Below are 25,835 nucleotides of genomic sequence, written 5' to 3' on the forward strand. Positions count from 1 at the left end.
GGTCCGGGGCCGCCGTGGCGCACGCGATGAATACGTATGCAACTGCACGCGTCGCGGTGCCGCCCGTCTACCATGTCCGCAGCGCCCCGCGATGCGGAGGCGGCGACCGCAGCGCCGGCGTGCCGGCCTGTGCTTCCACCATGCAGGCAAAGAGGGAGGGAGGTCGATCGGTGCGAGCCGGTCTGCCGCTTCGATGCTGAAGATGATTTGCTTGGCCGCCACCTTGGGTGCCGCGGCATCGGCGTCTGCTGGACAGACGTCATTGCAATGGCGTGGCCAGACCGCGCAGGCCGAGGCCACGGCCGATGGCGGTTTCGTGCTGCACGCGGCGCAGGGCACGCGCACGCTGCCGGCACAGCCACTGCGCAGCGAGACCGACAGTCCGTTGTTCGATGCGCTGTTCGCGCTGGCGCAGCAGGAATTGCACGACGACCAGGTGCAGGCGATCCGCGATCCGGCGTTCGATCACGGCAAGCCGTTGCCGTGCGATTGCTACCAGACCGGCGAGCGCTGGCCCTATGTGTGGACCCGCGATGTCAGCTATGCCGCGGACCTGGCCCTGGCGCGGCTGGATCCGGAGCGCACGCGGCGCTCGCTGCGCTTCAAGCTGTCGCCGATGCGCGGCACCGACGCGCTGCCGGGGCTGTTCGTGGCGCAGGACACCGGCTCTGGCGGCAGCTGGCCGGTGAGCAGCGACCGCGTGGTGTGGTTCCTGGCCGCGCGGCACCTGCTGGACGATCCGGGCTTCGCTGCCGATACCCGCGCCGCGCTCACTGCCACGCTGGCGCAGGATCGCGCGTTCGCGTTCGATCCGCGCCTCGGCCTGTACCGTGGCGAGACGTCGTTCCTGGACTGGCGCGAGCAGACCTATCCGGCCTGGACCCGCGAGGACGTCGGCTTCATCGCCAGCTCCTTCGCGTTGTCGACCAACGTGCTGCACTACCAGGCGCTGCGCCTGGGCGAGCGTCTGGCCCGGGAGCAGGGCGACACGCAGGCGGCCGCGCGCTATGCCGGCTGGGCCGACGCGCTGCGCCAGGCGATCGCGCAGCGTTTCTGGCGCGAGGACCGCGGCACCTACGTCGGCTACATCGGCACGGCCGAGCATCCGGTGCGCTACGAACGCTACGATCTGCTCGGCCTGTCGCTGGCGGTGCTGGCCGACGTGCTGCCGCCCGCGCGCGCACGCCAGGCGCTGGCGCGCTATCCGGCGGTGGAGGCGGGCAGCCCGGTGGTGTGGCCGCAGCAGCGCGAGGTGCCGATCTACCACAATCGGGCGATCTGGCCGTTCGTCAGCGCCTATGCGCTGCGCGCGGCGCGGCAGACCGACGACAGCGCGCGCATCGCGCTGGAAGTGCGCTCGCTGTTGCGCGGCGCCGCGCTGGCCGGCTCGAACATGGAGAACTACGAGTTCCTGAGCCAGGCCGCGCATGTCGACGACGGCTCACTGAGCGGTCCCGTGGTCAATTCGCCGCGGCAGCTGTGGTCGGTGGCCGGCTACCTGGCGATGGTGATCGAGGGCGTGTTCGGCGTGGAGGACGACGGCCGCGTGCTGCCCAAGCTGCCGGCCAGCCTGGTCCCGCTGTTGTTCGGCGAGCGCCAGGAGATCGCGTTGCAGCTGAAGGACCGGCGCATCGTGTTGCGGCGGCCGGCACAGCTGCAGGGCGACCTGCTGGTCGCCGGCAAGACGCACAGCCAGAACGGCGTCACCACCATCGACCTGGTGGCGCGCCACACCGGCAGCGCGCCCCTGCAGATGCTGACGGCCGATGACGCCTTTGCACCGCTGGCCCCGCCGGCACCGCAGGCGCGGCGCGAGGCGCAAGGCTGGCGTGTGCAGGCGGCCGCGGACACGGTGCTGTACATCGATGGGCAAGCACGTCAGGGGAGTGCCGATGGCGTCCTGCTGCCGCTGACTGAGCGCGTGCAGTGCCTGAGCCTGACCCGGCTCGGGGCGCGTTGGGAGTCGCTGCATAGTCCTACCGTCTGTGTCGGCGATGTGGTGCGCGTGGAGGGCGCCGACACGTGGACGTGGACGGCACCGCACGATGGCGAATACCGGCTGAGCCTGCGCTACGTCAATGCGCACGGTCCGATCAACACCGGCGTCACCGCCGCGGTCAAACGCCTGCAGGTGCAGTGCGGCGCCGCGCCAGCGCAATCGCAACCGCTGGTGATGCCGCACAGCGTCGGCGAGCAGACCTCCACGGCGGCACTGTTCGCGCTGCAGGCCGGGCAACGTTGCGTCGTGCGGCTGCTGCCGGCGGCGAACATGAGCGCACTGCAGCACTTCGCGCGCTACACCGGTGGCCAGGGCGGCGCCGATGGCGTGGTCAATGCGGCCGATGTCGCCGCGCTGCTGATCGCGCCGGCCGGCCCGATCGGGGAGCGCCCATGAGCGCCGTGCCACGCGCCAAGCCGGCGCTGTCGTTCTGGCAGATCTGGAACATGTGCTTCGGCTTCCTCGGCATCCAGTTCGGCTTCGCGCTGCAGAACGCCAACGCCAGCCGCATCTTCCAGACCCTCGGCGCGGACATGGAGCAGGTGCCGGGACTGTGGATCGCCGCACCGCTGACCGGCCTGATCGTGCAGCCGATCGTCGGTTACCTGTCCGACCGCACCTGGAACCGCTTCGGTCGGCGTCGGCCGTACTTCATGGTCGGCGCGCTGTTCACCACGCTGGCCTTGCTGGTGATGCCGAACTCGCCGACGCTGTGGGTGGCGGCCGGGACGCTGTGGGTGCTGGACGCCTCGATCAACATCTCGATGGAGCCGTTCCGCGCCTTCGTCGGCGACCAGTTGCCGACGCGCCAGCGCGCCACCGGCTATGCGATGCAGAGCTTCTTCATCGGCGTCGGCGCGGTGGTGGCGAGCATGCTGCCGTGGCTGCTGGCGCACTGGGGCGTCAGCAACACCGCCGCCGCCGGCGAGGTGCCGGCGACGGTGCGCTACGCGTTCTATTTCGGCGGCGCGGTGCTGTTCCTGTCCATCGGCTGGACCGTGCTGCGCACCCGCGAGTATCCGCCCGAAGACCTGCACGGCTTCGACGTCGCCACGCCAGCCGCCACGGCGGCGCAACCGCGCCGTGTCGATGGCGCCGCTGCGCTGTGGTGCGCGGTGGGCATTGCCGGCGCGGCGGCCATCGCCTGGTGCCGCGGCGACCGCATGCTGTACGTGCTGGCCGGCCTGTGCATCGGCTACGGCGTGCTGCAGGGCGTGGCGCCGCGCCTGCGCCGCGGACACATGCTGGCGGCCATCGTCTGCGATCTGCAGACCATGCCGCGGGCGATGCGGCGCCTGGCCGGAGTGCAGTTCTTCTCCTGGTTCGCGTTGTTCGCGATGTGGATCAACACCACCGCCGCGGTCACCCAGACCCACTACGGCACCCAGGACGTCACCTCGGCCGCCTACAACGAGGGCGCCAACTGGGTCGGCGTGCTGTTCGCCGCCTACAACGGCTTCGCCGCACTGGCCGCGATCGCCATTCCGCTGCTGGTGCGCGCCTGCGGGCTGCGCGTGAGCCATCTGCTCAACCTGTGCCTGGGGGCGGCCGGCCTGCTGTCGTTCCTGTGGATCCGCGATCCGCAGTGGCTGCTGCTGTCGATGGTCGGGGTCGGCTTCGCCTGGGCGTCGATCCTGTCGCTGCCCTACGCCTTGCTGTCGGACAGCGTGCCGGCGGCGAAGATGGGCGTGTACATGGGCATCTTCAATTTCTTCATCGTGATCCCGCAGTTGGTCGCGGTCAGCGTGTTGGGCTTCGTGCTCACGCACTGGCTCGGCGGCCGGCCGCTGTACGCGCTGGCGATCGGCGGCGGCAGCCTGCTGGTGGCGGCGCTGTGCGTGCTGTGGGTGCCGTCGGATTCGGGAGCGAACGCATGATCGATCGGATGTCGCTGTTGGCGCTGGCCCTGCTGGGCGCCTGCGCCGCGTCGGCGCAGGCCCAGGCGCCGGCGCAGGAGGAGTTCTACGGCACGCTGGAGCCGTTCGCCAGCGAGGCGGTGTACTTCGTGGTCACCGACCGCTTCGTCAACGGCGATCCGGGCAACGATCATCGCGACCAGGGCGGCGCGCATCGCACCTTCGACATCCCGATCCCGGCGCCGCCGGGCGAGAGCGACAACATCGGCTACCTTGGCGGCGACTTCAAGGGCGTGGTCGACAACGCCGGCTACATCCGCGACCTGGGCTTCGGCGCGGTGTGGATCACGCCGATCGTCGACAACCCGGACGAGGCCTTCACCGGCGGCAAGCCGATCACCTGGGGCAGCTCGCTGAGCGACCGCGGCAAGACCGGTTACCACGGCTACTGGGGCGTGAACTTCTACAAGCTCGACGAACATCTGCCGAGCCCCGGTCTGGATTTCGCCGGCTTCACCCAGGCCATGCACGCGCAGCAGCTGAAGGTGGTGCTGGACATCGTCGGCAACCACGGTTCGCCGGCGTGGACCATGCCCAAGCGGCAGCCGATGTTCGGTCAGGTGTTCGACCGCGACGGCAAGCTCATCGCCGACCACCAGAACCTGCCGCCGTCCAAGCTGGACCCGGTGCACAACCCGCTGCACGCGTTCTACAACACCGGCGGCAATCTGGCGCAGCTGTCCGATTTCAACGAGCGCAACCCGGCGGTGATGGAGTACCTGGTCGGCGCCTACTCGCAATGGCTGGGGCAGGGCGCCGATGCGTTCCGCATCGACACCATCGGCTGGATGCCGGACAGCTTCTGGCATGAGTTCGTGCGCCGCATCCGCGCGCAGCGCCCGGGCATGTTCATGTTCGGCGAGGACTTCGACTACAACGCGCACAAGATCGCCGGCCACACCTGGGCCGACAACGCCGGCGTCAGCGTGCTGGATTTCCCGCTCAAGCAGGCGCTGGCGGCGACGTTCGGCCACGCCCAGCGCGGTTACGAGACGCTGCAGCCGGCGCTGTACCTGGAGCGCGGCCCGTACGCCAATCCGTACGAGTTGATGACCTTCTACGACAACCACGACATGGCGCGGCTGGATGCCAGCGACGCCGGCTTCATCGACGCGCACAACTGGCTGTTCACTGCGCGCGGCATCCCGGTGATCTACTACGGCTCGGAGACCGGCTTCATGCGCGGTCGCGCCGAGCACGCCGGCAACCGCAACTACTTCGGCCAGGAGCGGGTGAACGCGGCGCCGAGCAGCCCGATCTTCGCGCCGCTGCGGCGCATCGCCACGCTGCGCCAGCGCAGCCCGGCATTGCAGCGCGGCCTGCAGCTCAACCTGCAGCTGTCCGGCGACGAGGCGGTGTTCTACCGGGTGTTCCAGCATGCGGGCAGCACCCAGACCGCGCTGGTGCTGCTGAACAAGGGCGACGCGCCGCGCACGCTGGAGGTGCGCCGCTACCTGCAGCCCGGCACCTGGCACGACGGCTTCGACGGCAGCGCCACCGAGGTGACCGATGCGTTGCGCGCCGAGGTGCCGGCACACGGGGTGCGCGTGTTCCTGTCCGATGCGCCGATCGTGCGCCCGGACCTGCGCGCGCGGCTGCGCTGGCTGATGGCGGCCAAGGACGGGGTGGCGCCGACCCACTGAGCGCGGCGCGGCAGGCGCCGCGTAATCGCGCAGGGCTAGGGGACTCGGCGTGCAGCGTGTGTGCCTGCGCCGGTTCTCTGAGGTCCCGGGCTGCCGACAGGCGGTTGTGCTGCCGCGACGCAGGCCGGCCGCGTCAACTGCGCAGCGAGGAGCCGCGCAGCGCGAGCGTGACCGGCAGGGTGCGGCTGCTCACCGGTTGCCCGGCGATCTGCGCCAGCAGGGTGTCCACCAGCACCGCGCCGGCCAGCTTGGTGTCCTGCTGCACCGTGGACAGCGCCGGGTCGACGCTGGCGGCCACCGGGATATCGTCGAAGCCGGCCAGGGCCACGTCCTCGGGCACGCGCAGGCCATGCTCGCGCAGCGCCTTCAGCGCGCCGATGGCGATCAGGTCGCTGGCGGCGAACAGCGCATCGAAGCGCTCGCCGCGGCCGAGCAGGGCCAGCGCCGCGGCGTAGCCGGACTGCTCGGTGGTGATCGCATCGACCTGCAGCGCCGGCGTGGCCTCGGCGCCGGCCGCGCGCAGCGCCTGCAGATGGCCGCGGTAACGCTCCAGGAACTCGGGGTAATGGTTGGAGGCGTCGCCGAGGAAGGCGATGCGGCGGCGGCCCTGCGCCAGCAGGTGCGCGGTGATGTCGTGGCCGCCCTGGAAGTTGTCGCTGCCGATCGACACCCCCGGCTGCCCGGGCAGCACCGCACCCCAGCGCACGAAATGCGTGCCCTGGTCGACCAGGTGCTGCAGCCGCTGCTGCGCCTGCAGGTAGTCGCCGTAGCCGAGCAGGATCAGCCCGTCGGCCTTCTGGCTGTCGCCGTAGTCGGCGCGCCAGTTGTCCGACAACTGCTGGAACGACACCAGCAGGTCGTAGCCGTGGCGGGCGCAGGCGCGGGTGATCGACCCCAGCATCGAGTGGAAGAACGGGTTGATCAGCGAGTCGTCGGTGGTCGGGTCTTCGAAGAACAGCAACGCCAGGGTGCCGGCATTGCGCAGGCGCAGGCTGGAGGCGTGCTTGTCGACCTTGTAGTTCAGTTCGCGCGCGATCGCCAGGATCTTGCGCCGGGTCTGCTCGTTGACCGCCGGACTGCCGCGCAGCGCGCGCGAGACCGTGGGTTGCGATACGCCTGCCAGATAGGCGATGTCCAGCGATGTGGCCTTGCCTTTGATGACGGTGCGTCCGGTGCGGAGAAAACGTCGGCGAAGCATGCCATGGTGGCTGTCGTAGCTCTTGCTGCGGCGCAGCGAAGGCCTGGGGTGCGTACCAGGAATGACCGTTTTGGTAAAAGGCCGCAATTACCATTTTGGTAAAAGCTGGTTTACCATTCCTCATCTATCGACCTGATCCGGACATGGGTGGCCCGCGGCGACGCCGGCCGAGCGTGCGACATGAGCACTACCACCGCCCTCGCTTGAGTTCCCGACCAAGGCTGTCCGAGCAGGCGCCCTTGTGGCGCCTTCTTTCTGTCCCGCGCCCAGACTGGCCTGCCGCCGACGTGGCGCCGACGCCGTCCTCCCGTTTCCCTTTCCGCCGACTCCCATGATCACGATCACGCTCCCCGACGGCAGCCGCCGCGAATTCGAACACCCCGTCAGCCCCATGGACGTGGCCCAGTCCATCGGCCCCGGGCTGGCCAAGGCCACCATCGCCGGCCAGGTCGACGGCCGCCTGGTCGACGCCTGCGACCTCATCGACCACGACGCAAGCCTGCGCCTGATCACCGCCAAGGACGCCGAGGGCGTGGAGATCATCCGCCACTCCTGCGCGCACCTGGTCGGTCACGCGGTCAAGCAGCTGTATCCCGAGGTCAAGATGGTGATCGGCCCGGTCATCGCCGAGGGCTTCTACTACGACATCTACAGCGAGCGCCCGTTCACCCCCGAGGACCTGGCGGCGATCGAGAAGCGCATGCAGGAGCTGATCGCGCAGGACTACGACGTGATCAAGAAGGTCACCCCGCGCGCCGAGGTGATCGCGCTGTTCCAGCAGCGCGGCGAGGACTACAAGCTGCGTCTGATCGAGGACATGCCCGAGGACGTCACCGCGATGGGCCTGTACTACCACCAGGAATACGTGGACATGTGCCGCGGCCCGCACGTGCCGAACACGCGCTTCCTCAAGGCCTTCAAGCTGACCCGCATCTCCGGCGCCTACTGGCGCGGCGACGCCAAGAACGAACAGCTGCAGCGCATCTACGGCACCGCCTGGGCCGACAAGAAGCAGCTCGAGGCCTACATCCTGCGCATGGAGGAGGCCGACAAGCGCGACCACCGCAAGATCGGCAAGCAGCAGGACCTGTTCCACCTGCAGGAAGAGGGCCCGGGCCTGGTGTTCTGGCACCCGAAGGGCTGGTCGATCTGGCAGGTGGTCGAGCAGTACATGCGCAAGGTCTACCGCGACAGCGGCTATGGCGAGGTGCGCTGCCCGCAGATCCTGGACGTGTCGCTGTGGCAGAAGTCCGGCCACTGGGACAACTACCAGGACAACATGTTCTTCACCGAGTCGGAGAAGCGCACCTACGCGGTCAAGCCGATGAACTGCCCCGGCCACGTGCAGGTGTTCAACCAGGGCCTGCACAGCTACCGCGACCTGCCGATCCGCTACGGCGAGTTCGGCGCCTGCCACCGCAACGAGCCGTCCGGCGCGCTGCACGGCATCCTGCGCGTGCGCGGCTTCACCCAGGACGACGGCCACATCTTCTGCACCGAGCAGCAGATCGAGGCCGAGGTCACCGCCTTCCACCAGCAGGCGCTGAAGGTCTACGGCGACTTCGGCTTCGACGACATCCAGATCAAGATCGCCTTGCGCCCGGAAAAGCGCCTCGGCGACGACGCTACCTGGGACAAGGCCGAGGCCGCGCTGCGCGCCGCGCTCGGTGCCTGCGGGGTGGAGTGGCAGGAACTGCCGGGCGAGGGCGCGTTCTACGGCCCGAAGATCGAGTACCACCTGAAGGATGCGATCGGCCGCACCTGGCAGCTCGGCACCATGCAGGTGGATTTCATGATGCCCGGCCGCCTCGGCGCCGAGTATGTGGACGAGCACAGCCAGAAGAAGCATCCGGTGATGCTGCACCGGGCCATCGTCGGTTCGATGGAGCGCTTCATCGGCATCCTGATCGAGCACCACGCCGGCATGTTCCCGGCCTGGCTGGCGCCGGTGCAGGCCGTGGTCATGAACATCACGGACGCGCAGGCAGACTATGTAGACAACGTGCGGAAACTCCTTGCAAATCAAGGCTTCCGCATTGAGGCCGATTTGCGGAACGAAAAAATCGGTTATAAGATTCGCGAACACACGCTGCAGCGGGTGCCGTACCTGTTGGTCGCAGGTGATCGCGAGACGGAAAACGGCGCGATTGCGGTCCGTACGCGATCGGGGGAGGATCTGGGCACCATGTCGGTCGCCGCCTTCGCCGAACGGCTGCGCGCCGAGCAGTTGGCGTGACACCACCCTGGTGCGGACGGAGCCTCCGTCCGCGCCAGTCCGATTCCCCTGGGAGATTGCAACATCAGTACCCCTGACAACAAACAGAACCGCAAGAACCAAGAGATCCGCGTGCCGCGCGTGCGCGTGATCGGCGCGGACGGCGAGATGGTCGGCGTGTTGACCCGCGACGAAGCGCTGGCGCTGGCCGAAGAGGACGGGCTCGACCTGGTCGAGATCCAGCCGCAGGCCGATCCGCCGGTCTGCAAGATCATGGACTTCGGCAAGTTCAAGTTCGAGCAGCAGAAAAAGGCCAACGAAGCCAAGAAGAAGACCAAGCAGGTCGAGATCAAGGAAATCAAGTTCCGTCCGGTCACGGACGAAGGCGATTACCAGATCAAGCTGCGCAACATGCGCCGTTTCATCGAGGAAGGCGACAAGGTCAAGGTCAATATCCGCTTCCGCGGTCGCGAGATGAGCCATCAGGAGCTCGGTCGCGAAATGGCCGCGCGGATCGAGGCCGATCTGGGCGAGGACATCGTCATCGAGTCGCGCCCGCGCCTGGAAGGCCGGCAGATGGTGATGATGATCGCGCCGAAGAAGCGCTGACGCAGGTCAGGATCGCGCCCCGCCCAGCGCGGGCGCGCGACCAACCGGTCGCCCACGTACCCGCCGGCATCGTCGTTACGGTGCTTTGTGCCCCAGCGCAGGCTGCTTGGGCACGTCGTGTGCGCTCCGTTTTCGATTCCCCATTCCCCATTCCCCATTCCCCATTCTCGATTCCCGGCGCGCCAGCGCGCGTCCACCCGAACCGCATGATTTGCAAGGCATTCCAAGCCCTGGCATAATGCGCGGCCCAGTTCATCGGGTTTGCCGCTCGCGCGGCAATAGGACCCGCCCGGATCCTCAGTGGATCAAGGGCTTACAAGCAGGTAAGGGCACGGACGGAAAGTGTGGCGCAGCCACCGCCCTGACCAGTGACAAAACACCATCAAGGACATTGCAATGCCCAAGATCAAGACCAACCGGGCGGCGGCCAAGCGTTTCCGCAAGACCGCCTCCGGCAAGTACAAGGCCGGCCACGCCAACCGTAGCCACATCCTCACCAAGAAAGCGACCAAGCGGAAGCGCAACCTGCGGCAGACGAACCACGTCCGTGCCGAGGACGCAGGCCGTCTGGACCGTATGCTTCCCTACCTCTGAGGACTGAACCATGGCTCGAGTCAAGCGTGGCGTCCAGGCGCGCCGTCGTCACAAGAAAGTTCTGAACCTCGCCAAGGGCTACTACAACGCCCGTCGCAAGGTCTTCCGCGTCGCCAAGCAGGCGGTGATCAAGGCGCAGCAGTACGCCTACATCGGCCGCAAGCAGAAGAAGCGCAATTTCCGTTCGCTGTGGATCACCCGCATCAATGCGGCGGCCCGCATCAACGGCATGAGCTACAGCCGCTTCATGAACGGCCTGCTCAAGGCCGGCATCACCCTCGACCGCAAGGTGCTGGCGGACATCGCCGTGCACGACGCGCAGGGCTTTGCCGCCCTGGCGGAGAAGGCGAAGGGCGCGCTGGCGGCATAAGTTTGCGAATCCCCGCAGGAACCCGCGCGTCCGCGTGCGGGGTCTCGACGGGAGCAATCGCAGGTATGCAGGGGAAGGGCGCAAGTCCTTCCCCTTTTGCGTTTTTGGGCACCCCGGCGACGGGGTGCCTGCCGGGTAGGGAGGTTCCGCATCGGCGGGACACGGTGGCCACGGGTTCGGCCGGAGCAGTGAGGCGCGAGTGCAATGAGTGAGATCGATTCCCTGAGCGGGCAGGCGCTGGCGGACATCGCCGCGGCGCAGAGTCCGGAGGCGCTGGAGCAATTGCGGGTCGCGCTGCTCGGCAAGAGCGGCAGCATCACCGCCCAGCTCAAGCAGCTCGGCGCGCTGGCGCCGGAGCAGCGCAAGCTGGCCGGCGAGGCGATCAACCGCGCGCGCGACACGGTGTCCGCCGCGCTGGCCGAGCGCCGCACGCTGCTGGAAACCGCGGCGCTGGACGCGCGCCTGGCCGCCGAGCGCATCGACGTGACCCTGCCGGGTCGACGCGGCGAACGTGGCGGGCTGCATCCGGTCACCCGCACCCTGGAGCGCATCACCGAGATCTTCGCGCGGCTGGGCTACGAACTGTCCGACGGCCCCGAGATCGAGGACGACTGGCACAACTTCGAGGCGCTTAACTTCCCGCCGCACCACCCGGCGCGGGCGATGCACGACACCTTCTATTTCGGCGACGGCCGCCTGCTGCGCACCCACACCTCGGGCGTGCAGGTGCGCTACATGGGCGAGCATGCGCCGCCGCTGCGCATGATCGCCGCCGGCAAGGTCTACCGCAGCGACAGCGACCAGACCCACTCGCCGATGTTCCACCAGGTCGAAGGCCTGCTGGTCGACGAGCACGCGACCTTCGCCGATCTGAAGGGCACCCTGGCCGAGTTCGTGCGCGCCTTCTTCGAGCGCGATTTCCAGATGCGTTTCCGTCCCAGCTACTTCCCCTTCGTCGAACCCGGCGCCGAGGTCGACATCGCCTGGCAGCAGCCCGACGGCAGCACCCGCTGGCTGGAAGTGCTCGGCTGCGGCATGGTGCACCCGAACGTGCTGCGCAACGTCGGCATCGACCCCGAGCGCTACACCGGCTTCGCCTTCGGCATGGGCGTGGAGCGCTTCGCGATGCTGCGCTACGGCGTCAACGATCTGCGCGCCTTCTTCGAGAACGACGTGCGGTTCCTGCGGCAGTTTGCTTGAGGCTGAGAGTCGGGAAACGGGAATTGGGAATGGGCAAAGCAACGCAAAAGCTCGTTTCCCCTCTTCGTTTCCGTTCCAGTAGACCGCGCTTTCGATTCCCCATTCTCCATTCCCGATTCCCGGCTCTCCAATGAAATTCAGCGAAAACTGGCTGCGTAGCCACGTTCCGACCCAGGCCTCGCGTGAGCAGCTCACCGCGACCCTGACTGCCATCGGCCTGGAGGTCGAGGAGGTCGTGCCGCTCGGCGACGGCCTGCAGCAGGTGGTGGTGGCGCGGATCGTCGAGGCCGCGCCGCATCCCGAGGCCGATCGGCTGCAGGTGTGCCGGGTCGATGCCGGGCAGGGCGAGCTGCTGCAGATCGTCTGCGGTGCGCCCAATGCGCGCGCTGGACTGGTCGCGCCGCTGGCGCTGGTGGGCGCCCAGGTCGGCGGCATCGCGATCAAGCCGGCCAAGCTGCGCGGGGTCGCCTCCAACGGCATGCTGTGCTCGGCCAAGGAGCTGGGGCTGGACAGCGACGCGTCCGGGCTGTTCGAGCTGCCCGACGATGCGCCGGTCGGCCAGGCGCTGACCGAATACCTGGGGCTGCCCGACGCCAGCATCGAGATCAAGCTCACGCCCAACCGCGCCGACTGCTTCGGCGTGCGCGGCATCGCCTACGACGTGGCCGCGGCCTGCGGCAGCGACGTGCTGCCGTTGGCGGTGACGCCGGCCGCGGTGAGCAGCGAGCGCACGCTGGCGGTCGCGCTGGACGCGGGTGCCGACGCGCCGCGCTACTGCGGCCGCGTCGTGGAGGACCTGGATCCGGCGGCGAAAACGCCGCTGTGGATGGCCGAACGCCTGCGCCGCAGCGGTGTGCGTCCGCTGTCGCTGCTGGTGGACATCACCCAGTACGTGATGCTGGAGCTGGGCCAGCCGATGCATGCCTTCGATCTGGACACCTTGCAGGGCCCGATCGGCGTGCGCCATGCACGCGCCGGCGAGACCCTGACCCTGCTCGATGGCCGCGAGGCCGCACTGGATCCGGGCTTCCTGCTGGTCACCGACGCCGATCGGCCGGTGGCGCTGGCCGGGCTGATGGGCGGCCACGCGACCCGCGTCACCGAGACCACCCGCCACGTGTTCCTGGAGGCTGCGCACTTCGCCCCGGCGGCGATCATGGGCCGCGGGCGCAAGCTCGGTCTGCACACCGATGCCGGCCACCGCTTCGAGCGCGGCGTGGACCCGGCGTTGCCGCGGCAGGCGCTGGAGCTGGCCACGCGGCTGGTGCTGGAGCTGGCCGGTGGCCGCGCCGGCCCGGTGATCGAGGCCGCCTTGCCCGAATTCCTGCCGGCGCCGGCGCCGATCGCGCTGCGCCGCGCGCGCATCCTGCGCGTGCTCGGCATCGAGATCGCCGATGCCGACGTCGAGCGCATCCTGCGCGCGCTGGGCATGGACGTGGTCGCGTCGGCCGATGGCTGGCAGATCACCGCGCCCAGCCGCCGCTTCGACATCGCCATCGAAGAAGACCTGATCGAGGAACTGGCGCGGATTCACGGCTACGACCGCCTGCCGACCACCTTGCCCGGCGGCGCCACGCGCATCGCCATGGACAGCGAGACCCAACTGGACGAGCGCAGCGTGCGCCGGCAGTTGCTGGCCCGCGAGCTGCTGGAAACCATCAACTACGCCTTCGTCGACGCCGCGCTGCTGGACCAGTGGGGCCTGCACGACGGACGCGTGGCCCTGGCCAATCCGCTCAGCGCCGAACTGGCGGTGATGCGTCCGTCGCTGTTGCCGGGGCTGGTCGCGGCGCTGGGCCGCAACGCCGCGCGCCAGGCCGGGCGCGTGCGCCTGTTCGAGCTGGGCAAGGTGTTCGCCGCGGCGGCGGAAGCCGGCGCGGCCCCGACCGAGACCCAGCGGGTGGCGGCGGCGGTGTGCGGCGATGCCGATGCCCTGCAATGGGGCCTGCCGGCGCGCAAGGTCGATTTCCATGACCTCAAGGGCGACCTCGAGGCCCTGGCCGCCGCGTCCGGCGCGCGCCTGGACTACCGGCCGTCGACGCACCCGTTCGCGCATCCGACCCGATCGGCCGACGTCTATCGCGACGAGACGCGGATTGGCTGGATCGGCCAACTGCACCCGCGGCTGCTGCAGGCGATGCAGATCGACGTCGACGTGCTGGCGTTCGAGCTGGACCTGGCGCCGTTGGCTGCGCGCGCCTTGCCGCGCGCGGCCGAGCTGTCGCGGTTCCCGTCGGTGCGCCGCGACCTGGCCTTCGTGGTGCCGGACGCGGTGAGCTGGGCGGCGTTGGCGCGCAGCGTGCGCGCGGCGGTAGGGCCCTTGCTGCGCGAGGTGGTGCTGTTCGACCGCTACGTCGGCGCAGGGGTCGAGGCAGGTTGCAAGAGTCTCGCTATGGGCTTGATTTTGCAGGACAACACGCGCACTCTGACAGACCGCGACGTGGAGGCGGTGGTCGCCGATGCGGTGGCCGCGCTGGCGCGGGAACACGACGCGCGCATGCGTGGTTGAGAAGGACAGGGGATAGCAGGGCAATGGCGTTGACCAAAGCGGAAATGGCCGAGCGGTTGTTCGACGAAGTCGGGCTGAACAAGCGCGAGGCCAAGGAATTCGTCGATGCGTTCTTCGACGTGCTGCGCGATGCGCTCGAGCAGGGGCGGCAGGTGAAGCTGTCCGGTTTCGGCAACTTCGACCTGCGCCGCAAGAACCAACGGCCCGGCCGCAATCCCAAGACCGGCGAAGAGATCCCGATTTCGGCGCGGACGGTGGTGACCTTCCGTCCCGGACAGAAGCTCAAGGAGCGAGTGGAGGCATATGCTGGACCCGGGCAGTAACCGCGAACTTCCGCCGATTCCGGCCAAGCGCTACTTCACCATCGGTGAGGTCAGCGAGCTGTGCGACGTCAAGCCGCACGTGCTGCGCTACTGGGAGACCGAATTCCCCAGCCTGGAACCGGTCAAGCGGCGCGGCAACCGACGCTACTACCAGCGCCACGACGTGCTGATGGTGCGGCAGATCCGCAGCCTGCTGTACGAACAGGGCTACACCATCGGCGGCGCGCGCCTGCGCCTGGAAGGCGAGGGCGCCCGCCAGGAGTCGGCGCTGAGCAACCAGATCATCAAGCAGGTGCGGCAGGAGCTGGAAGAAGTCCTGCAGTTGCTGCGGCGGTGAGCCAGGGCGGCGGCGGCGCTAGGAATGCCCGCGGCAAACCCGCTATAATCGCCAGCTCGCCGCGAGGCGGGTCCGCCATGACGGCGGAGACGCAACACACCGGGGTATAGCGCAGCCTGGTAGCGCACTAGTCTGGGGGACTAGTGGTCGTCGGTTCGAATCCGGCTACCCCGACCATCTTTCGAAGGCCCATGTCTGCGACATGGGCCTTTTTGTTTGGCCACACCGGGCATGCGGGCCTCCACGCGCCGTAGACGGGCACGGCCTTTCCCGGCGCGGGCGCCGGCGCGTGGCAGCGGTGCCGAAGCCGACGATCCGTAACATTCTTTGGGGGTCGAACGCATCCTCGTAGACAAAATTCGCAGGAATGCGCCATGGCTGCGCGCCGGCGTCGCCTCGCCAGACCGGAAAGCCGCGTCAGAACTGGGAGCGATGCAGCGTCAATGCGTTGACATTGATCACGTTAACATTGCGTCGATGGAACGTTCACCGGCCCTTGCTACGCTGAATCGCCGGACATGTAGTTGAACCCTCCTGTTACTGCGTCAAAAAAATGTCGGGTAACGCCTTGGTGACGGCAGATGGCTGTGCCATAGTGCGTTGCAACACGAAGCTTCGCTGTTGGCCAGGGCCGTTCGTCCCGGGCAGGAATTGACACCGTGATCATCCTCTGGCCGGGACGGAGCCCTGGCCGGTTGGACGAGTGCGGCGCTTCGAAAACCATTCGACAGAGGGCATCAGCATCGCGCATGGGTAAACTTTCCGTGACCTTCCACTGGGCGCTGGCCCTGTTCTGCCTGGGGCTGCTGTCTGCATGCAGCAGCGGGCCGGCGATGCGTACCGACCTGCCGGCGGGCGATCCGCTGGCCGCGTCCATGGGCAAGCCCGAATATCTGCTCGGCCCGGGCGACCTGCTGACGGTCAAGGTGTTCCAGGTCGACGACCTGGAACGGCAGGTGCGGGTCGACAACGAGGGCCGCATCTCGCTGCCCCTGATCGGCGACGTGAAGGCCGCCGGCTCCAGCGTCAATGCGCTGCAGAAGGAGATCGCCGACCGCTACCGCAACGGCTATCTGCAGAACCCGCAAGTGTCGGTGCTGGTCGACGAGTTCACCGGCAACCGGGTCACGGTCACTGGCGCGGTCAGCGAGCCGGGTATCTATCCCATCCAGGGCTCCGCGCTGACGCTGCAGCAGGCGCTGTCGCTGGGCAAGGGCGTCAGCGACGTGGCGAGCCGGGGCAACGTGGTGGTGTTCCGTACCGTCGACGGGCAGAAGATGCTGGCCCGTTTCGATCTGCGCGAGATCCAGAAGGGCGCGGCCCCGGATCCGGCGATCTACGGTGGCGACATCGTGGTGGTGTACCGCTCCGACGCGCTGGTGTTGCTGCGGACCGTGGTGCAGCTGACCCCGTTCGTGATGGTCTGGAGGGCCTACCGATGAGCGCCTCCACCTTGCCTCCCGCCTCCGCGCCGCGCGCGCGCGCCGTGGGCACGCCGCTGAGCCCGGCCGACATCGGCCTGCTGGATTACTGGAATGCGCTGTACCGCCAGCGTTGGCTGATCGTCGGCATCACTGCGGCGGTGGTGCTGCTGGCGCTGCTGGCGCTGCTGCTGATGACGCCGAAGTACCGCGCCACCAGCGTGCTGCAGATCGAGCGCGAATCGCTCAACGTCGCCAATGTCGCCAACCTGATGCCGGTGGAATCGCCGCAGGACCGCGACTTCTACCAGACCCAGTACGAGCTGCTCGGCAGCCGGTCGCTGGCGCGGCAGGTGATCCGCGAGGCCAAGCTGACCCAGGAACCGGCGTTCAAGCCGCTGGTCGACGAAGCCCTGGAGAAGCTGCAGGACAACGGCGACGGGCGTGCGCCGACGCCGCAGGCGCGTGCCGCCGCGGCCGAGAATGCGCTGGTCGGCCCGGTGCTGGATGCATTGACCATCGAGCCGGTGCGCGACTCGCGGCTGGTGCGGATCAACTTCGATTCGCCCGACCGGGTGCTGGCCACGCGCGTGGCCAACACCTACGCCAAGATGTTCATCGCCTCGACCCAGGAGCGCCGGCTGCAGGCGTCCTCGTTCGCCGCGCGCTACCTGTCCGAGCGCCTGGCGCAACTGCGCGACAAGGTGGAGGAGTCGGAGAAGAACGCCGTCGACTATTCCAGCCAGGAACAGATCGTGTCGATGGGCGACGACAAGCCGTCGCTGCCCACGCAGAACATGAGCGAACTGAATGTGCGCCTGGCCGCGGCGCAGGATGCGCGGATCAAGGCCGAGGCGGCCTGGCGCCAGGCCGGCATCGGCGACGGCATGGGCCTGCCGCAGGTGGTCAGCAACCCGTTGATCCAGAATCTGCGCGCCGAGCAGGCCAAGCTGACCGCCGACTACCAGCAGAAGCTGGCGACGTTCCAGCCCGGCTACCCGGAGATGCAGCGGCTGCAGAACCAGATCGCCGAGACCAAGCGGCAGATCGCCGACGAGGTCGCCAACATCCGCAGCGCGCTGAAGAACGACTACGAGTCGGCGCGTCAGCAGGAAACCTTGCTGGCCGACCGCATCGCCGCGCTGAAGAACGACGAACTGGACCTGCAGACCCGCAGCATCCGCTACACCATGCTGCGCCGCGAGGCCGACACCAACCGCCAGCTCTACGACGCGCTGCTGCAGCGTTACAAGGAGATCGGCGTGGTCGGCAATGTAGGCACCAACAACATCTCGATCGTCGACCGCGCCGATGTGCCCGGCAAGCCGAATTCGCCGAAGAAATTGCTCGGCCTGGCGCTGGCCTTCGTGTTCGGCCTGTTCCTGGCGATGGCGGTGGCGCTGGTGCGCTATTTCATCCGCGAGGCCGAAGCCGCGGCGGCGGCGACGTGACATGTCGCAGCGTCCATGGCACGCCGCACCGCGCAATGCGCGAGCGCGTGCCGCAACGCACACGCCGGCTTCGGTTCGACGCACAGACTTTCAGTGAGGTGATACGTGGTTCAGCTAGGCAATAAAGTGTTCCGTTATTTTCCAGCGCGGTTGTACGAAGACGTTCTTCTGTTGAAGTAATCACGGGCTGCCGTGGACCTGGGGTCGGCGAGGGAGGCGCCGCAGCGGTCCACAGGCAGGCGAAATCGAGGCCCGGCGGCGTCGCATGTTCCCCCGCATGCCGATCGACCGGGTTTGGATAGGAATCCCGATCATGCTTTTGGCAGACCTGAGTAGCGCCACCTATACGACCTCCTCGCCGCGCATGCTGTCCAAGTACGCGGCCGCGGCAGACATCCTGTTGCGCGTGTCCGATCTGACCGTCATGGTCGGCGGCGCGTTGCTGACCCACCGGCTGCTGTTCGGTACCTGGATGCCGGAACCGGCATACCGGGTGGCGATCGGCACCACGTTGCTGTACGCGGTGATCTGCTTCGCCTTGTTCCCGCTGTACCGCAGCTGGCGCGGGCGCGGCCTGCTGCGCGAGATGATGGTGCTGAGCCTGGCCTGCGGCGGCGTGTTCGCCCTGTTCGCCGTGCATGCCTTCGTGGTGCAGTTCGGCCAGCAGGTCTCGCGGCTGTGGATCGGCACCTGGTTCGTCACCAGCCTGGCGACACTGCTGCTCTCGCGTACCCTGGTGCGCGGCGTGCTCAACCGGCTGCGCTCGGAAGGCGTGGACGTGCAGCGCGTGGTGGTGGTCGGCCTGCGCCATCCGGTGGTGAAGATCCACAACTACCTGAGCCGCAACCCCTGGGTGGGCATGCAGGTGATGGGCTACTTCAGCAGCGACTACGACCTGTCGGTGGCCGACCATCCGCAGAAGCTGCAGTGCCTGGGCGAGGGCACCGCCGACGCGCTGATCGACTACCTCGACGACCATCAGGTCGAGCAGGTGTGGATCTCGCTGCCGCTGGGCGAGCGCGACCACATCAAGCAGCTGCTGCAGCGCATGGACCGCTATCCGATCCAGGTCCGGCTGATTCCCGATCTGTTCGACTTCGGCATGCTCAACCAGTCCGGCGACCAGATCGGCAACGTGCCGGTGATCAACCTGCGCCAGGGCGGCGTGGACCGAAACACCTACTTCGTGGTCGCCAAGGCGCTGCAGGACAAGCTGGTGGCGCTGGCCGCGCTGGCGGTGCTGTGGCCGCTGATGCTGGCGATCGCGGTGGGCGTGAAGCTCAGCTCGCCGGGCCCGGTGTTCTTCCGCCAGCGTCGCCACGGCCTGGGCGGGCGCGAGTTCTACATGTACAAGTTCCGCTCCATGCGCGTGCAGCAGGAGCCCAGCGACGTGGTGGTGCAGGCCACGCGCGGCGACAGCCGGGTGACCCGATTCGGTGCGTTCCTGCGCCGCACCAGCCTGGACGAATTGCCGCAGCTGTTCAACGTGCTCGGCGGCAGCATGTCGGTGGTGGGGCCGCGTCCGCATGCGGCGCAACACAACACCCACTACGAAAAGCTGATCCACCATTACATGCAGCGGCACTACGTCAAGCCGGGCATCACCGGCTGGGCGCAGGTGAACGGCTTCCGCGGCGAGACGCCGGAACTGCGCACGATGAAGAAGCGCATCCAGTACGACCTGGACTACATCCGCCGCTGGTCGTTGTGGCTGGACACGCGGATCATCGTGCTGACCGCGTTCAAGGTGCTCGGGCAGAAGACCGCCTACTGATGCGCCCGATGCGTCTTCTTCCCGCCGACCGTGTGCAGCGTCGGCGTCGCTTCCGCGTCGCCGTCGTTCCTGCACTGCCTGCACCGAATGGGCTTGCGCGCCGCATGCCGGCGCCACGCCCGGCGCGCGTCCAGCGTGGCGTCGTCGCGCGATGCGCCGTCGCCGCAGTGGGGTGCGCATGCTGAGCGTGGCGGACATGCCGCTGCGCGAGCAGCGCCGCAACCTGCTGATCGAGCTGGTGCTGCTGTTCGCCGTCGGCTACAACTTCGTGCTGGCGGTGATCAACGCCAAGGTGTTCCGGGTCAGCCCGGCGATGACCTATGCGGTGGAACTGGCGGTCTATGCGGCCTGTTTCCTGCTTGGCATGCGCGCGCTGGACCGCAAGCGCATGGCGATGGTGTTCACCGGCATCGCCATGCTGGCGCTGCTGATGCTGGTGCGCCTGTTCATGGCGTGGACGCTGGATCCGAAGTTCTTCCGCGATGCGCTGATCCCGTTCGCCTTCCTGCTGCTCGGCGCGGCGTATACCGGCTCGCTGCCGCGCATGTTCGTGCGCATGGCGCTGCTGGTGTCGCTGGTGGCGGTGTTCGAGCTGGCCCTGCCCAAGGTCTACGGCGACGTGGTCAACCCCAAGAGCTATTTCGTCAACGCGCGCGGCGCCAGCGCGTCGAGCTTCTGGAACCAGGACAGCAATCTGTTCGTCAGCGCCACCAGGCCCGGCGCGCGCAACTTCCTGCCGTCGTCGAACCTGCCGCGCGCTTCCTCGGTCTTCATCGAGCCGGTGACGATGGGCAACTTCATCATCTTCTTCACTGCGATCCTGCTGACCTTCTGGCGCTGGATGCGGCCGCTGGCGATCGTCGCCTCGGTGGCGATGATCGGCTTCCTGATCGTGGCCTCGGACGGGCGCCTGGCTGCCGGCACCTGCGTGATGATGGCGCTGCTGAGCCCGTTGCTGCTGCGCACCGACCAGCGCCTGGGTTTTTTGATCTTCTTCCTGGTGATGGGGAGCGCGTGGCTGCTGGTATGGGCCTCGGGCATCCAGAGCTACGAGGACACCACACTGGGGCGGGTGTTCTTCACCGTGGATTCGATCCGCAGGATGAGCGCCGATGCGTGGATGGGGCTGGACGTGGACCAGCCGTACCGCTACTTCGACAGCGGCATCGCCTACTTCATCTCCTCGCAGTCGGTGCTGCTGGTGCTGGCGTTCCTGCTGGCGTACTCGTTCGCGATGCTGATGCGCACCATCGAAGGGCAGTTGTTCAAGAACCTGCTGATCTTCGCCTTCTCGCTGAGTCTGCTGGTCTCCAACGGCTACTTCTCGATCAAGACCGCGGCGCTGTGGTGGTTCGTGTGCGGCTGCCTGTGGCAGATGGCGCCGCGCCTGCGCGATGCGCCAGCGCTGCCGGCGACAGCGGCAAAGCCGGCGCCGCGTCTCCCGGCGGTGCCGGCATGAGCGCGCCCGCGACGGCGGTTTCCGCGTCGGTGCCGGCGCAGACGCGCACCGCGCGGACGCGCGCGCCGCGCGACATGCGCATCGACGCGGCCAAGGCGATTGCGATCCTGCTGGTGGTGTTCGGGCATGCCAAGGGCATTCCGCACGCCTACGTGATCCTGGCCTACAGCTTCCACGTGCCGATGTTCTTCCTGTTGTCGGGCTGGGTCGGCGAGGCCTTCGGCAATCGGCCACTGACCCTGGCCACGGTCGGCAAGCTGGCGCGCAGCCTGCTGCTGCCGTACGTGGCGTTCTTCTTCATCGCTTACGCGTACTGGATGCTGACCCGGCACATCGGCAGCAAGGCGCAGCTGTGGGGCGACCGGCCGTGGTGGGAGCCGCTGCTTGGCCTGGTCAGCGGCATCGGCCCCAAGCTCTACGTGATGCCGGCGCTGTGGTTCCTGCCGGCGCTGTTCGTGACCACGCTGGCGTATCTGGCGCTGCGCCGGACGCTGGCGTTGCCTGTGCTGGCCGGGCTGTCGTTGCCGCTGGCCTGGGGCTGGGCCTGCTGGTTCCCGGGGCAGGACATGCGCCTGCCGTTCTCGCTGGACGTGCTGCCGGTGGCGCTGTGCTTCTTCGCGATCGGTGCGCTCGCAGCCACGCGGGCGCAGTGGTGGCCGGCGCGGCCGGCCGGCAATGCGCTGGCGGCGCTGCTGCTGGGCGCGGCCTGGTTCGCGATCGCCTGGCACAACGGTCGCGTGGACGTGAACATGCTCAAGTTCGGCGATTTCCCGCTGGGCTTCCTCGCCGCCAGCCTGCTCGGCAGCGCCATGGCGCTGTGTGTCGCCGGCCTGCTGCAGCACTGGGCGTGGTTGCAGTGGATCGGGCGCAACACCTTGTTGATCCTGTGCACGCACACCTTGTTGTTCTCGGTGATGGCCGGCGTCGCCGCCCGCACCGGCCTGGTCCGCGGCGATGCCTGGGGACCGGCCTGGGCAGTGTCGGTGAGCGTGCTGGCGGTGCTGGCCAGCGTGCCGATGCGCGCGGTGCTGGTGCGGATTGCGCCGTGGATGATCGGCGTGCGTCGCAGCGCGGTTGCGGGAGCCACGGCATGAAGGTGGTGCACGTGGTGCGACAGTTCCATCCGTCGGTCGGCGGCATGGAGGAGGTGGTGCTGAACATCGCGCGCCGCCATCTGCAGCAGGGCCGCGACCAGGTCGAAGTGGTGAGCCTGGACCGGGTGTTCACCGATCCGCAGCAGCGCCTGGCCCCGCGCGACAGCCACCAGGGCGTGCCGATCGTGCGCTTGCCGTATCGCGGTTCCTCGCGCTACCCGCTGGCGCCGTCGGTGCTGTCGGCAGTGCGCGGTGCGGATCTGCTGCATGTGCACGGCATCGATTTCTTCTACGACTTCCTGGCCCTGACCCGGCCGCTGCACCGTGTGCCGATGATCGTCTCCACCCATGGCGGTTTCTTCCATACCACCTATGCCTCGCGCCTGAAGATGCTCTGGTTCAAGACCCTCACCCGCGCCTCGGCGCTCGCCTACGCGCGGGTGGTGGCGACCAGCGAGAACGATGGCCGGTTGTTCTCGCAGGTGGTCGCGCCGCAGCGGCTGCGGGTGATCGAGAACGGGGTGGACGTGGACAAGTTCGCCGGGCAGGGCAGCGCCACGCCCGGACGCACGCTGATCTACTTCGGGCGCTGGTCGGTCAACAAGGGCCTGTTGGAGACCCTGGACCTGGTGCGCGCGCTGGCCGCGCAGGATCCGGCCTGGCAATTGATCGTGGCCGGGCGCGAGTACGACTTCAGCATGGCCGACCTGCAGCAGGCGATCGCCGAGCGCGGCTTGCAGCAGCGGGTGCGCCTGCAGGTGGCGCCGACCCAGGCGCAACTGGCGCAACTGCTCGGCAGCGCGCAGTACTTCGTGTGCCTGTCGCGGCACGAGGGGTTCGGCCTGGCCGCGGTGGAGGCGATGAGCGCGGGACTGCTGCCGATCCTCAGCGACATCCCGCCGTTCGCGCGCCTGCACCGCGAGTCGGGGCAGGGCGTGCTGGTCGACCCGGCCGACCCGCAGGCGGCCGCGGCCACGGTGCGTACCTTCGCCGCGGGCACCGATGCGGACTTCGCCGCGCAGCGCGCCGCGGCGATGGCGTATGCGCATCGCTACGACTGGGATCGCGTGGTCGGCACCTACCTGGACGAATACCGCCTGGCGCTTGGTGGCGCGGAGGGCGGCCGATGAGCGGCGAGCGCCAGCACCACGGCGCCTCGCAGCAGGCCGCGCCGGCGGTCACCGTGCTGCTGTCCACCGAGCGCCCGACCGCGACCACCAATCCCTACCTGACCCAGCTCTACGCGTCACTGCCGCCGCAGGTGCAGCTGCGCTTCTTCTCGATGCGCGCGGCGCTGCTGTCGCGCTACGACGTGCTGCACCTGCATTGGCCGGAGTACCTGCTGCGGCATCGCACCGCGCTCGGCACGCTGGCCAAGCAGGCCTGCGTCGCCGTATTGCTTTTGCGCCTGCGCCTGGCCGGGACACCGCTGGTGCGCACCCTGCACAACGTCGCGCCGCACGAGGACAAGGGCTGGCGCGAACGCCTGCTGCTGCGCTGGATCGACCGCCAGACCGCGCGCTGGATCCGCATCAATGCGACCACGCCCGAACGCACGCCGGCCACCGACACCATCCTGCACGGCCATTATCGCGACTGGTACGCGCCGCTGCCGCAGCCGCCGCGGGTGCGCGGGCGCCTGCTGCACTTCGGACTGCTGCGCCCGTACAAAGGCGTGGAGACGCTGATCGCGACGTTCCGCGCATTGCCCGATCCCCAGCTCAGCCTTCGCATCGCCGGCAATCCGATCGACGCGCAGATCCGCGGTGTGGTCGAGCGCGCCTGCGCCGAGGATCCACGGATCAGCGCACGCCTGCAGTACGTCGAGGACGCGGTGCTGGCGCAGGAGGTCGGCGAGGCCGAACTGGTGGTGCTGCCGTACCGGCAGATGCACAACTCCGGCACCTTGCTGCTGGCGCTGTCGCTGGCGCGCCCGGTGCTGGCGCCGTGGAGCGAGGCCAATGCCGCCATCGCCGACGAGGTCGGTGCGCAGTGGGTGCAGCTGTACCAGGGCGAGCTGGACGCGGCGCAACTGGCGCAGGCCCTGGCGCACGCGCAGCAGCTGCCCGTCGATGCCGTGCCGGACCTGTCGCGGCGCGACTGGAACGGCATCGGCCTGCAGCACTACCGCAGCTATCTGCAGGCGCTGACCGCGCGCCATGGGGAGGGCGCATGAGCAGCGCCGAGACCTCGCGGTCGGCTGCGCCGCAACCCGGCCTGGGCGCGCGCGCCGCCGGCGGCGCGGCGGTGACCATGGCCGGGCAACTGGCCAAGATGGTGGTGCAGTTCGGCGGCATCATTCTGTTGGCGCGGCTGCTGACGCCCTACGACTACGGCCTGATGGCGATGGTGACGGCGATCGTCGGCATGGCCGAGATCCTGCGCGACTTCGGCCTGTCCTCGGCGGCGATCCAGGCCAAGCACGTCAGCCGCGAACAGCGCGACAACCTGTTCTGGATCAACAGCGGCATCGGCCTGGCGCTGGCGATCGTGGTGTTCCTGTCCTCGTCGTGGATCGCGCACTTCTACCGCGAGCCGGCCCTGCTCGGCATTTCCCAGGCGCTGGCGGTGACCTTCCTGCTCAACGGCATGACCACGCAGTACCGCGCGCACCTGAGCCGTGCCTTGCACTTCGGCAAGGTGTCGCTGAGCGACGTCGGCGCGCAGGTGCTGGGCCTGCTGGCCGGCGTCGGCGTGGCCCTGGCCGGCTACGGCTACTGGGCGCTGGTCTGGCAGCAGGTGGTGCAGGCGCTGGTCAATCTGTTGATCGCCGGCGCCTGCGCGCGCTGGCTGCCGCGCGGCTACCGGCGCGATGCGCCGATGCGTACCTTCCTCAGCTTCGGCTGGAACCTGATGGCGGCGCAGTTGCTCGGCTACGCCAGCCGCAACGTCGGCCAGGTGATCATCGGCCATCGCATCGGCGCCGAGGCGTTGGGCCTGTACAACCGGGCGTTCCAGCTGCTGATGATGCCGCTGAACCAGATCAACGCACCGGCGACCTCGGTGGCGCTGCCGGTGCTGTCGCAGCTGCAGGACGACCCGCCGCGCTTCGGCAACTTTCTGCTGCGCGGGCAGACGGTGATGGTGCACCTGATCGTGGCGCTGTTTTCCTTCGCCTGTGCGCTGGCGATGCCGCTGATCGTGCTGGTGCTGGGCGAACAGTGGCGCCCGGCGGTACCGCTGTTCCAGGTGCTGACCCTCGGTGGCATCTTCCAGACCGCGTCCTACGCCACGTACTGGGTGTTCCTGGCGCTGGGTCTGATGCGCCAGCAACTGGTGTACTCGGTGGTGGGGCGGGTCATGCTGATCGCCTGCATCTTCGCCGGCTCGCTGTGGGGCGTGATGGGCGTGACGGTGGGCTACACGCTGGGTCTGCTGGTGATGTGGCCGCTGTCGGTGATCTGGATCGCGCGCATCGCGCCGCAGATTCCGGCCTGGGAGCTGTTCAACAACGCCTTGCGCGCGGTGCTCGGCTACGGCGTCTGCGGCGTCGCCGCGTACTTCGCCGCACAGCAATGGGGTGGCGCGTCGCTGTGGCTGCAACTGATCGTCGGCGCGGTGGCGATGGCGCTGGGGTGCCTGCTGGTGTTCGCGCTGTGGCCGGCGTTCCGCCGCGATGTGGTGGCCATCCTGCAGATGCGCACGCTGTTGCGCCAGGCACGGGGAGCGCGATGAGCATCGGCCGGCCGTGTCTTCCCTTTCCTTCATTCCGCACAGGAGCGA

The 25,835-nt window shown here is 68.4% G+C and carries 20 protein-coding genes and 1 tRNA gene; 20 read left to right on the forward strand and 1 reads right to left on the reverse strand.

Features of this window, described 5'->3' with window-relative positions:
• The first annotated feature begins 193 nt into the window (after positions 1-193).
• From PG878_RS08415 to PG878_RS08425, 3 genes are read left to right on the forward strand one after another with little or no spacing between them, the layout of a single operon-like run.
• Positions 194-2,395, forward strand: coding sequence for an alpha-L-rhamnosidase-related protein (locus PG878_RS08415; RefSeq protein WP_209031156.1), 2,202 nt, complete (start codon positions 194-196; stop codon positions 2,393-2,395).
• A complete protein-coding gene (locus PG878_RS08420; protein WP_209031157.1) occupies positions 2,392-3,876 on the forward strand; it encodes an MFS transporter in 1,485 nt (494 codons plus the stop codon). Before PG878_RS08415 ends, PG878_RS08420 begins: the two co-directional genes overlap by 4 nt.
• Before the next feature lie 8 nt (positions 3,877-3,884).
• Positions 3,885-5,558, forward strand: a complete 1,674-nt coding sequence (locus tag PG878_RS08425) for an alpha-amylase family glycosyl hydrolase (protein ID WP_209031448.1) — start codon at positions 3,885-3,887, stop codon at positions 5,556-5,558.
• A 133-nt stretch (positions 5,559-5,691) separates the two neighbouring features.
• On the opposite strand, the gene PG878_RS08430 is transcribed toward PG878_RS08425, so the two are convergent.
• Positions 5,692-6,756: a LacI family DNA-binding transcriptional regulator gene (locus tag PG878_RS08430; RefSeq protein ID WP_209031158.1), complete on the reverse strand. Its 1,065-nt coding sequence runs from the start codon at positions 6,754-6,756 to the stop codon at positions 5,692-5,694.
• 331 nt (positions 6,757-7,087) lie between these two features.
• On the opposite strand from PG878_RS08430, the gene thrS reads away from it, so the two are divergent.
• The 17 genes from thrS to PG878_RS08515 all read left to right on the forward strand — a co-directional run bounded on the left by thrS (position 7,088) and on the right by PG878_RS08515 (position 25,787).
• Positions 7,088-8,992, forward strand: coding sequence for a threonine--tRNA ligase (gene thrS / locus PG878_RS08435; RefSeq protein WP_209031159.1), 1,905 nt, complete (start codon positions 7,088-7,090; stop codon positions 8,990-8,992).
• A 48-nt stretch (positions 8,993-9,040) separates the two neighbouring features.
• A complete protein-coding gene (gene infC, locus PG878_RS08440) occupies positions 9,041-9,580 on the forward strand; it encodes a translation initiation factor IF-3 (RefSeq protein ID WP_081613216.1) in 540 nt (179 codons plus the stop codon).
• 396 nt (positions 9,581-9,976) lie between these two features.
• Positions 9,977-10,174, forward strand: a complete 198-nt coding sequence (rpmI, locus tag PG878_RS08445; protein ID WP_010342861.1) for a 50S ribosomal protein L35 — start codon at positions 9,977-9,979, stop codon at positions 10,172-10,174.
• 10 nt (positions 10,175-10,184) lie between these two features.
• Positions 10,185-10,544: a 50S ribosomal protein L20 gene (rplT, locus tag PG878_RS08450; protein WP_010342859.1), complete on the forward strand. Its 360-nt coding sequence runs from the start codon at positions 10,185-10,187 to the stop codon at positions 10,542-10,544.
• Between the two features lie 204 nt (positions 10,545-10,748).
• Positions 10,749-11,744: a phenylalanine--tRNA ligase subunit alpha gene (gene pheS, locus PG878_RS08455; protein WP_010342858.1), complete on the forward strand. Its 996-nt coding sequence runs from the start codon at positions 10,749-10,751 to the stop codon at positions 11,742-11,744.
• A gap of 130 nt (positions 11,745-11,874) precedes the next feature.
• Positions 11,875-14,253: a phenylalanine--tRNA ligase subunit beta gene (gene pheT / locus PG878_RS08460; RefSeq protein WP_209031160.1), complete on the forward strand. Its 2,379-nt coding sequence runs from the start codon at positions 11,875-11,877 to the stop codon at positions 14,251-14,253.
• Positions 14,254-14,276: 23 nt separating this feature from the next.
• Positions 14,277-14,576, forward strand: a complete 300-nt coding sequence (locus tag PG878_RS08465) for an integration host factor subunit alpha (protein ID WP_003466661.1) — start codon at positions 14,277-14,279, stop codon at positions 14,574-14,576.
• Complete coding sequence (locus PG878_RS08470) at positions 14,557-14,913, forward strand: MerR family transcriptional regulator (RefSeq protein WP_009597860.1); 357 nt, start codon at positions 14,557-14,559, stop codon at positions 14,911-14,913. The genes PG878_RS08465 and PG878_RS08470 overlap by 20 nt, the downstream gene beginning before the upstream one ends.
• Before the next feature lie 100 nt (positions 14,914-15,013).
• A tRNA-Pro gene (locus PG878_RS08475) sits at positions 15,014-15,090 on the forward strand.
• Between the two features lie 572 nt (positions 15,091-15,662).
• Positions 15,663-16,355 (forward strand): polysaccharide biosynthesis/export family protein, encoded by a 693-nt coding sequence (locus PG878_RS08480; RefSeq protein ID WP_150409446.1) that lies wholly within the window; start codon positions 15,663-15,665, stop codon positions 16,353-16,355.
• Positions 16,352-17,785, forward strand: a complete 1,434-nt coding sequence (locus tag PG878_RS08485; protein WP_209031161.1) for a GumC family protein — start codon at positions 16,352-16,354, stop codon at positions 17,783-17,785. Before PG878_RS08480 ends, PG878_RS08485 begins: the two co-directional genes overlap by 4 nt.
• A gap of 313 nt (positions 17,786-18,098) precedes the next feature.
• Entirely contained in the window at positions 18,099-19,559 is a 1,461-nt protein-coding gene (locus tag PG878_RS08490) for an undecaprenyl-phosphate glucose phosphotransferase (RefSeq protein WP_209031162.1), read from the forward strand.
• A gap of 178 nt (positions 19,560-19,737) precedes the next feature.
• On the forward strand, positions 19,738-21,018 hold the full coding sequence (locus tag PG878_RS08495) for a polysaccharide biosynthesis protein GumE (protein ID WP_209031449.1): 1,281 nt from the start codon (positions 19,738-19,740) through the stop codon (positions 21,016-21,018).
• Positions 21,015-22,112, forward strand: coding sequence for an acyltransferase family protein (locus PG878_RS08500; RefSeq protein ID WP_209031163.1), 1,098 nt, complete (start codon positions 21,015-21,017; stop codon positions 22,110-22,112). The genes PG878_RS08495 and PG878_RS08500 overlap by 4 nt, the downstream gene beginning before the upstream one ends.
• Complete coding sequence (locus PG878_RS08505; RefSeq protein ID WP_209031164.1) at positions 22,109-23,242, forward strand: glycosyltransferase family 4 protein; 1,134 nt, start codon at positions 22,109-22,111, stop codon at positions 23,240-23,242. The genes PG878_RS08500 and PG878_RS08505 overlap by 4 nt, the downstream gene beginning before the upstream one ends.
• Positions 23,239-24,288 (forward strand): glycosyltransferase, encoded by a 1,050-nt coding sequence (locus PG878_RS08510; protein ID WP_209031165.1) that lies wholly within the window; start codon positions 23,239-23,241, stop codon positions 24,286-24,288. The genes PG878_RS08505 and PG878_RS08510 overlap by 4 nt, the downstream gene beginning before the upstream one ends.
• Complete coding sequence (locus PG878_RS08515; RefSeq protein WP_209031166.1) at positions 24,285-25,787, forward strand: lipopolysaccharide biosynthesis protein; 1,503 nt, start codon at positions 24,285-24,287, stop codon at positions 25,785-25,787. Before PG878_RS08510 ends, PG878_RS08515 begins: the two co-directional genes overlap by 4 nt.
• Positions 25,788-25,835: the final 48 nt, after the last annotated feature.

It is taken from the genome of Xanthomonas hawaiiensis (genome assembly GCF_031834635.1).
GTDB lineage: Bacteria > Pseudomonadota > Gammaproteobacteria > Xanthomonadales > Xanthomonadaceae > Xanthomonas_A > Xanthomonas_A sacchari.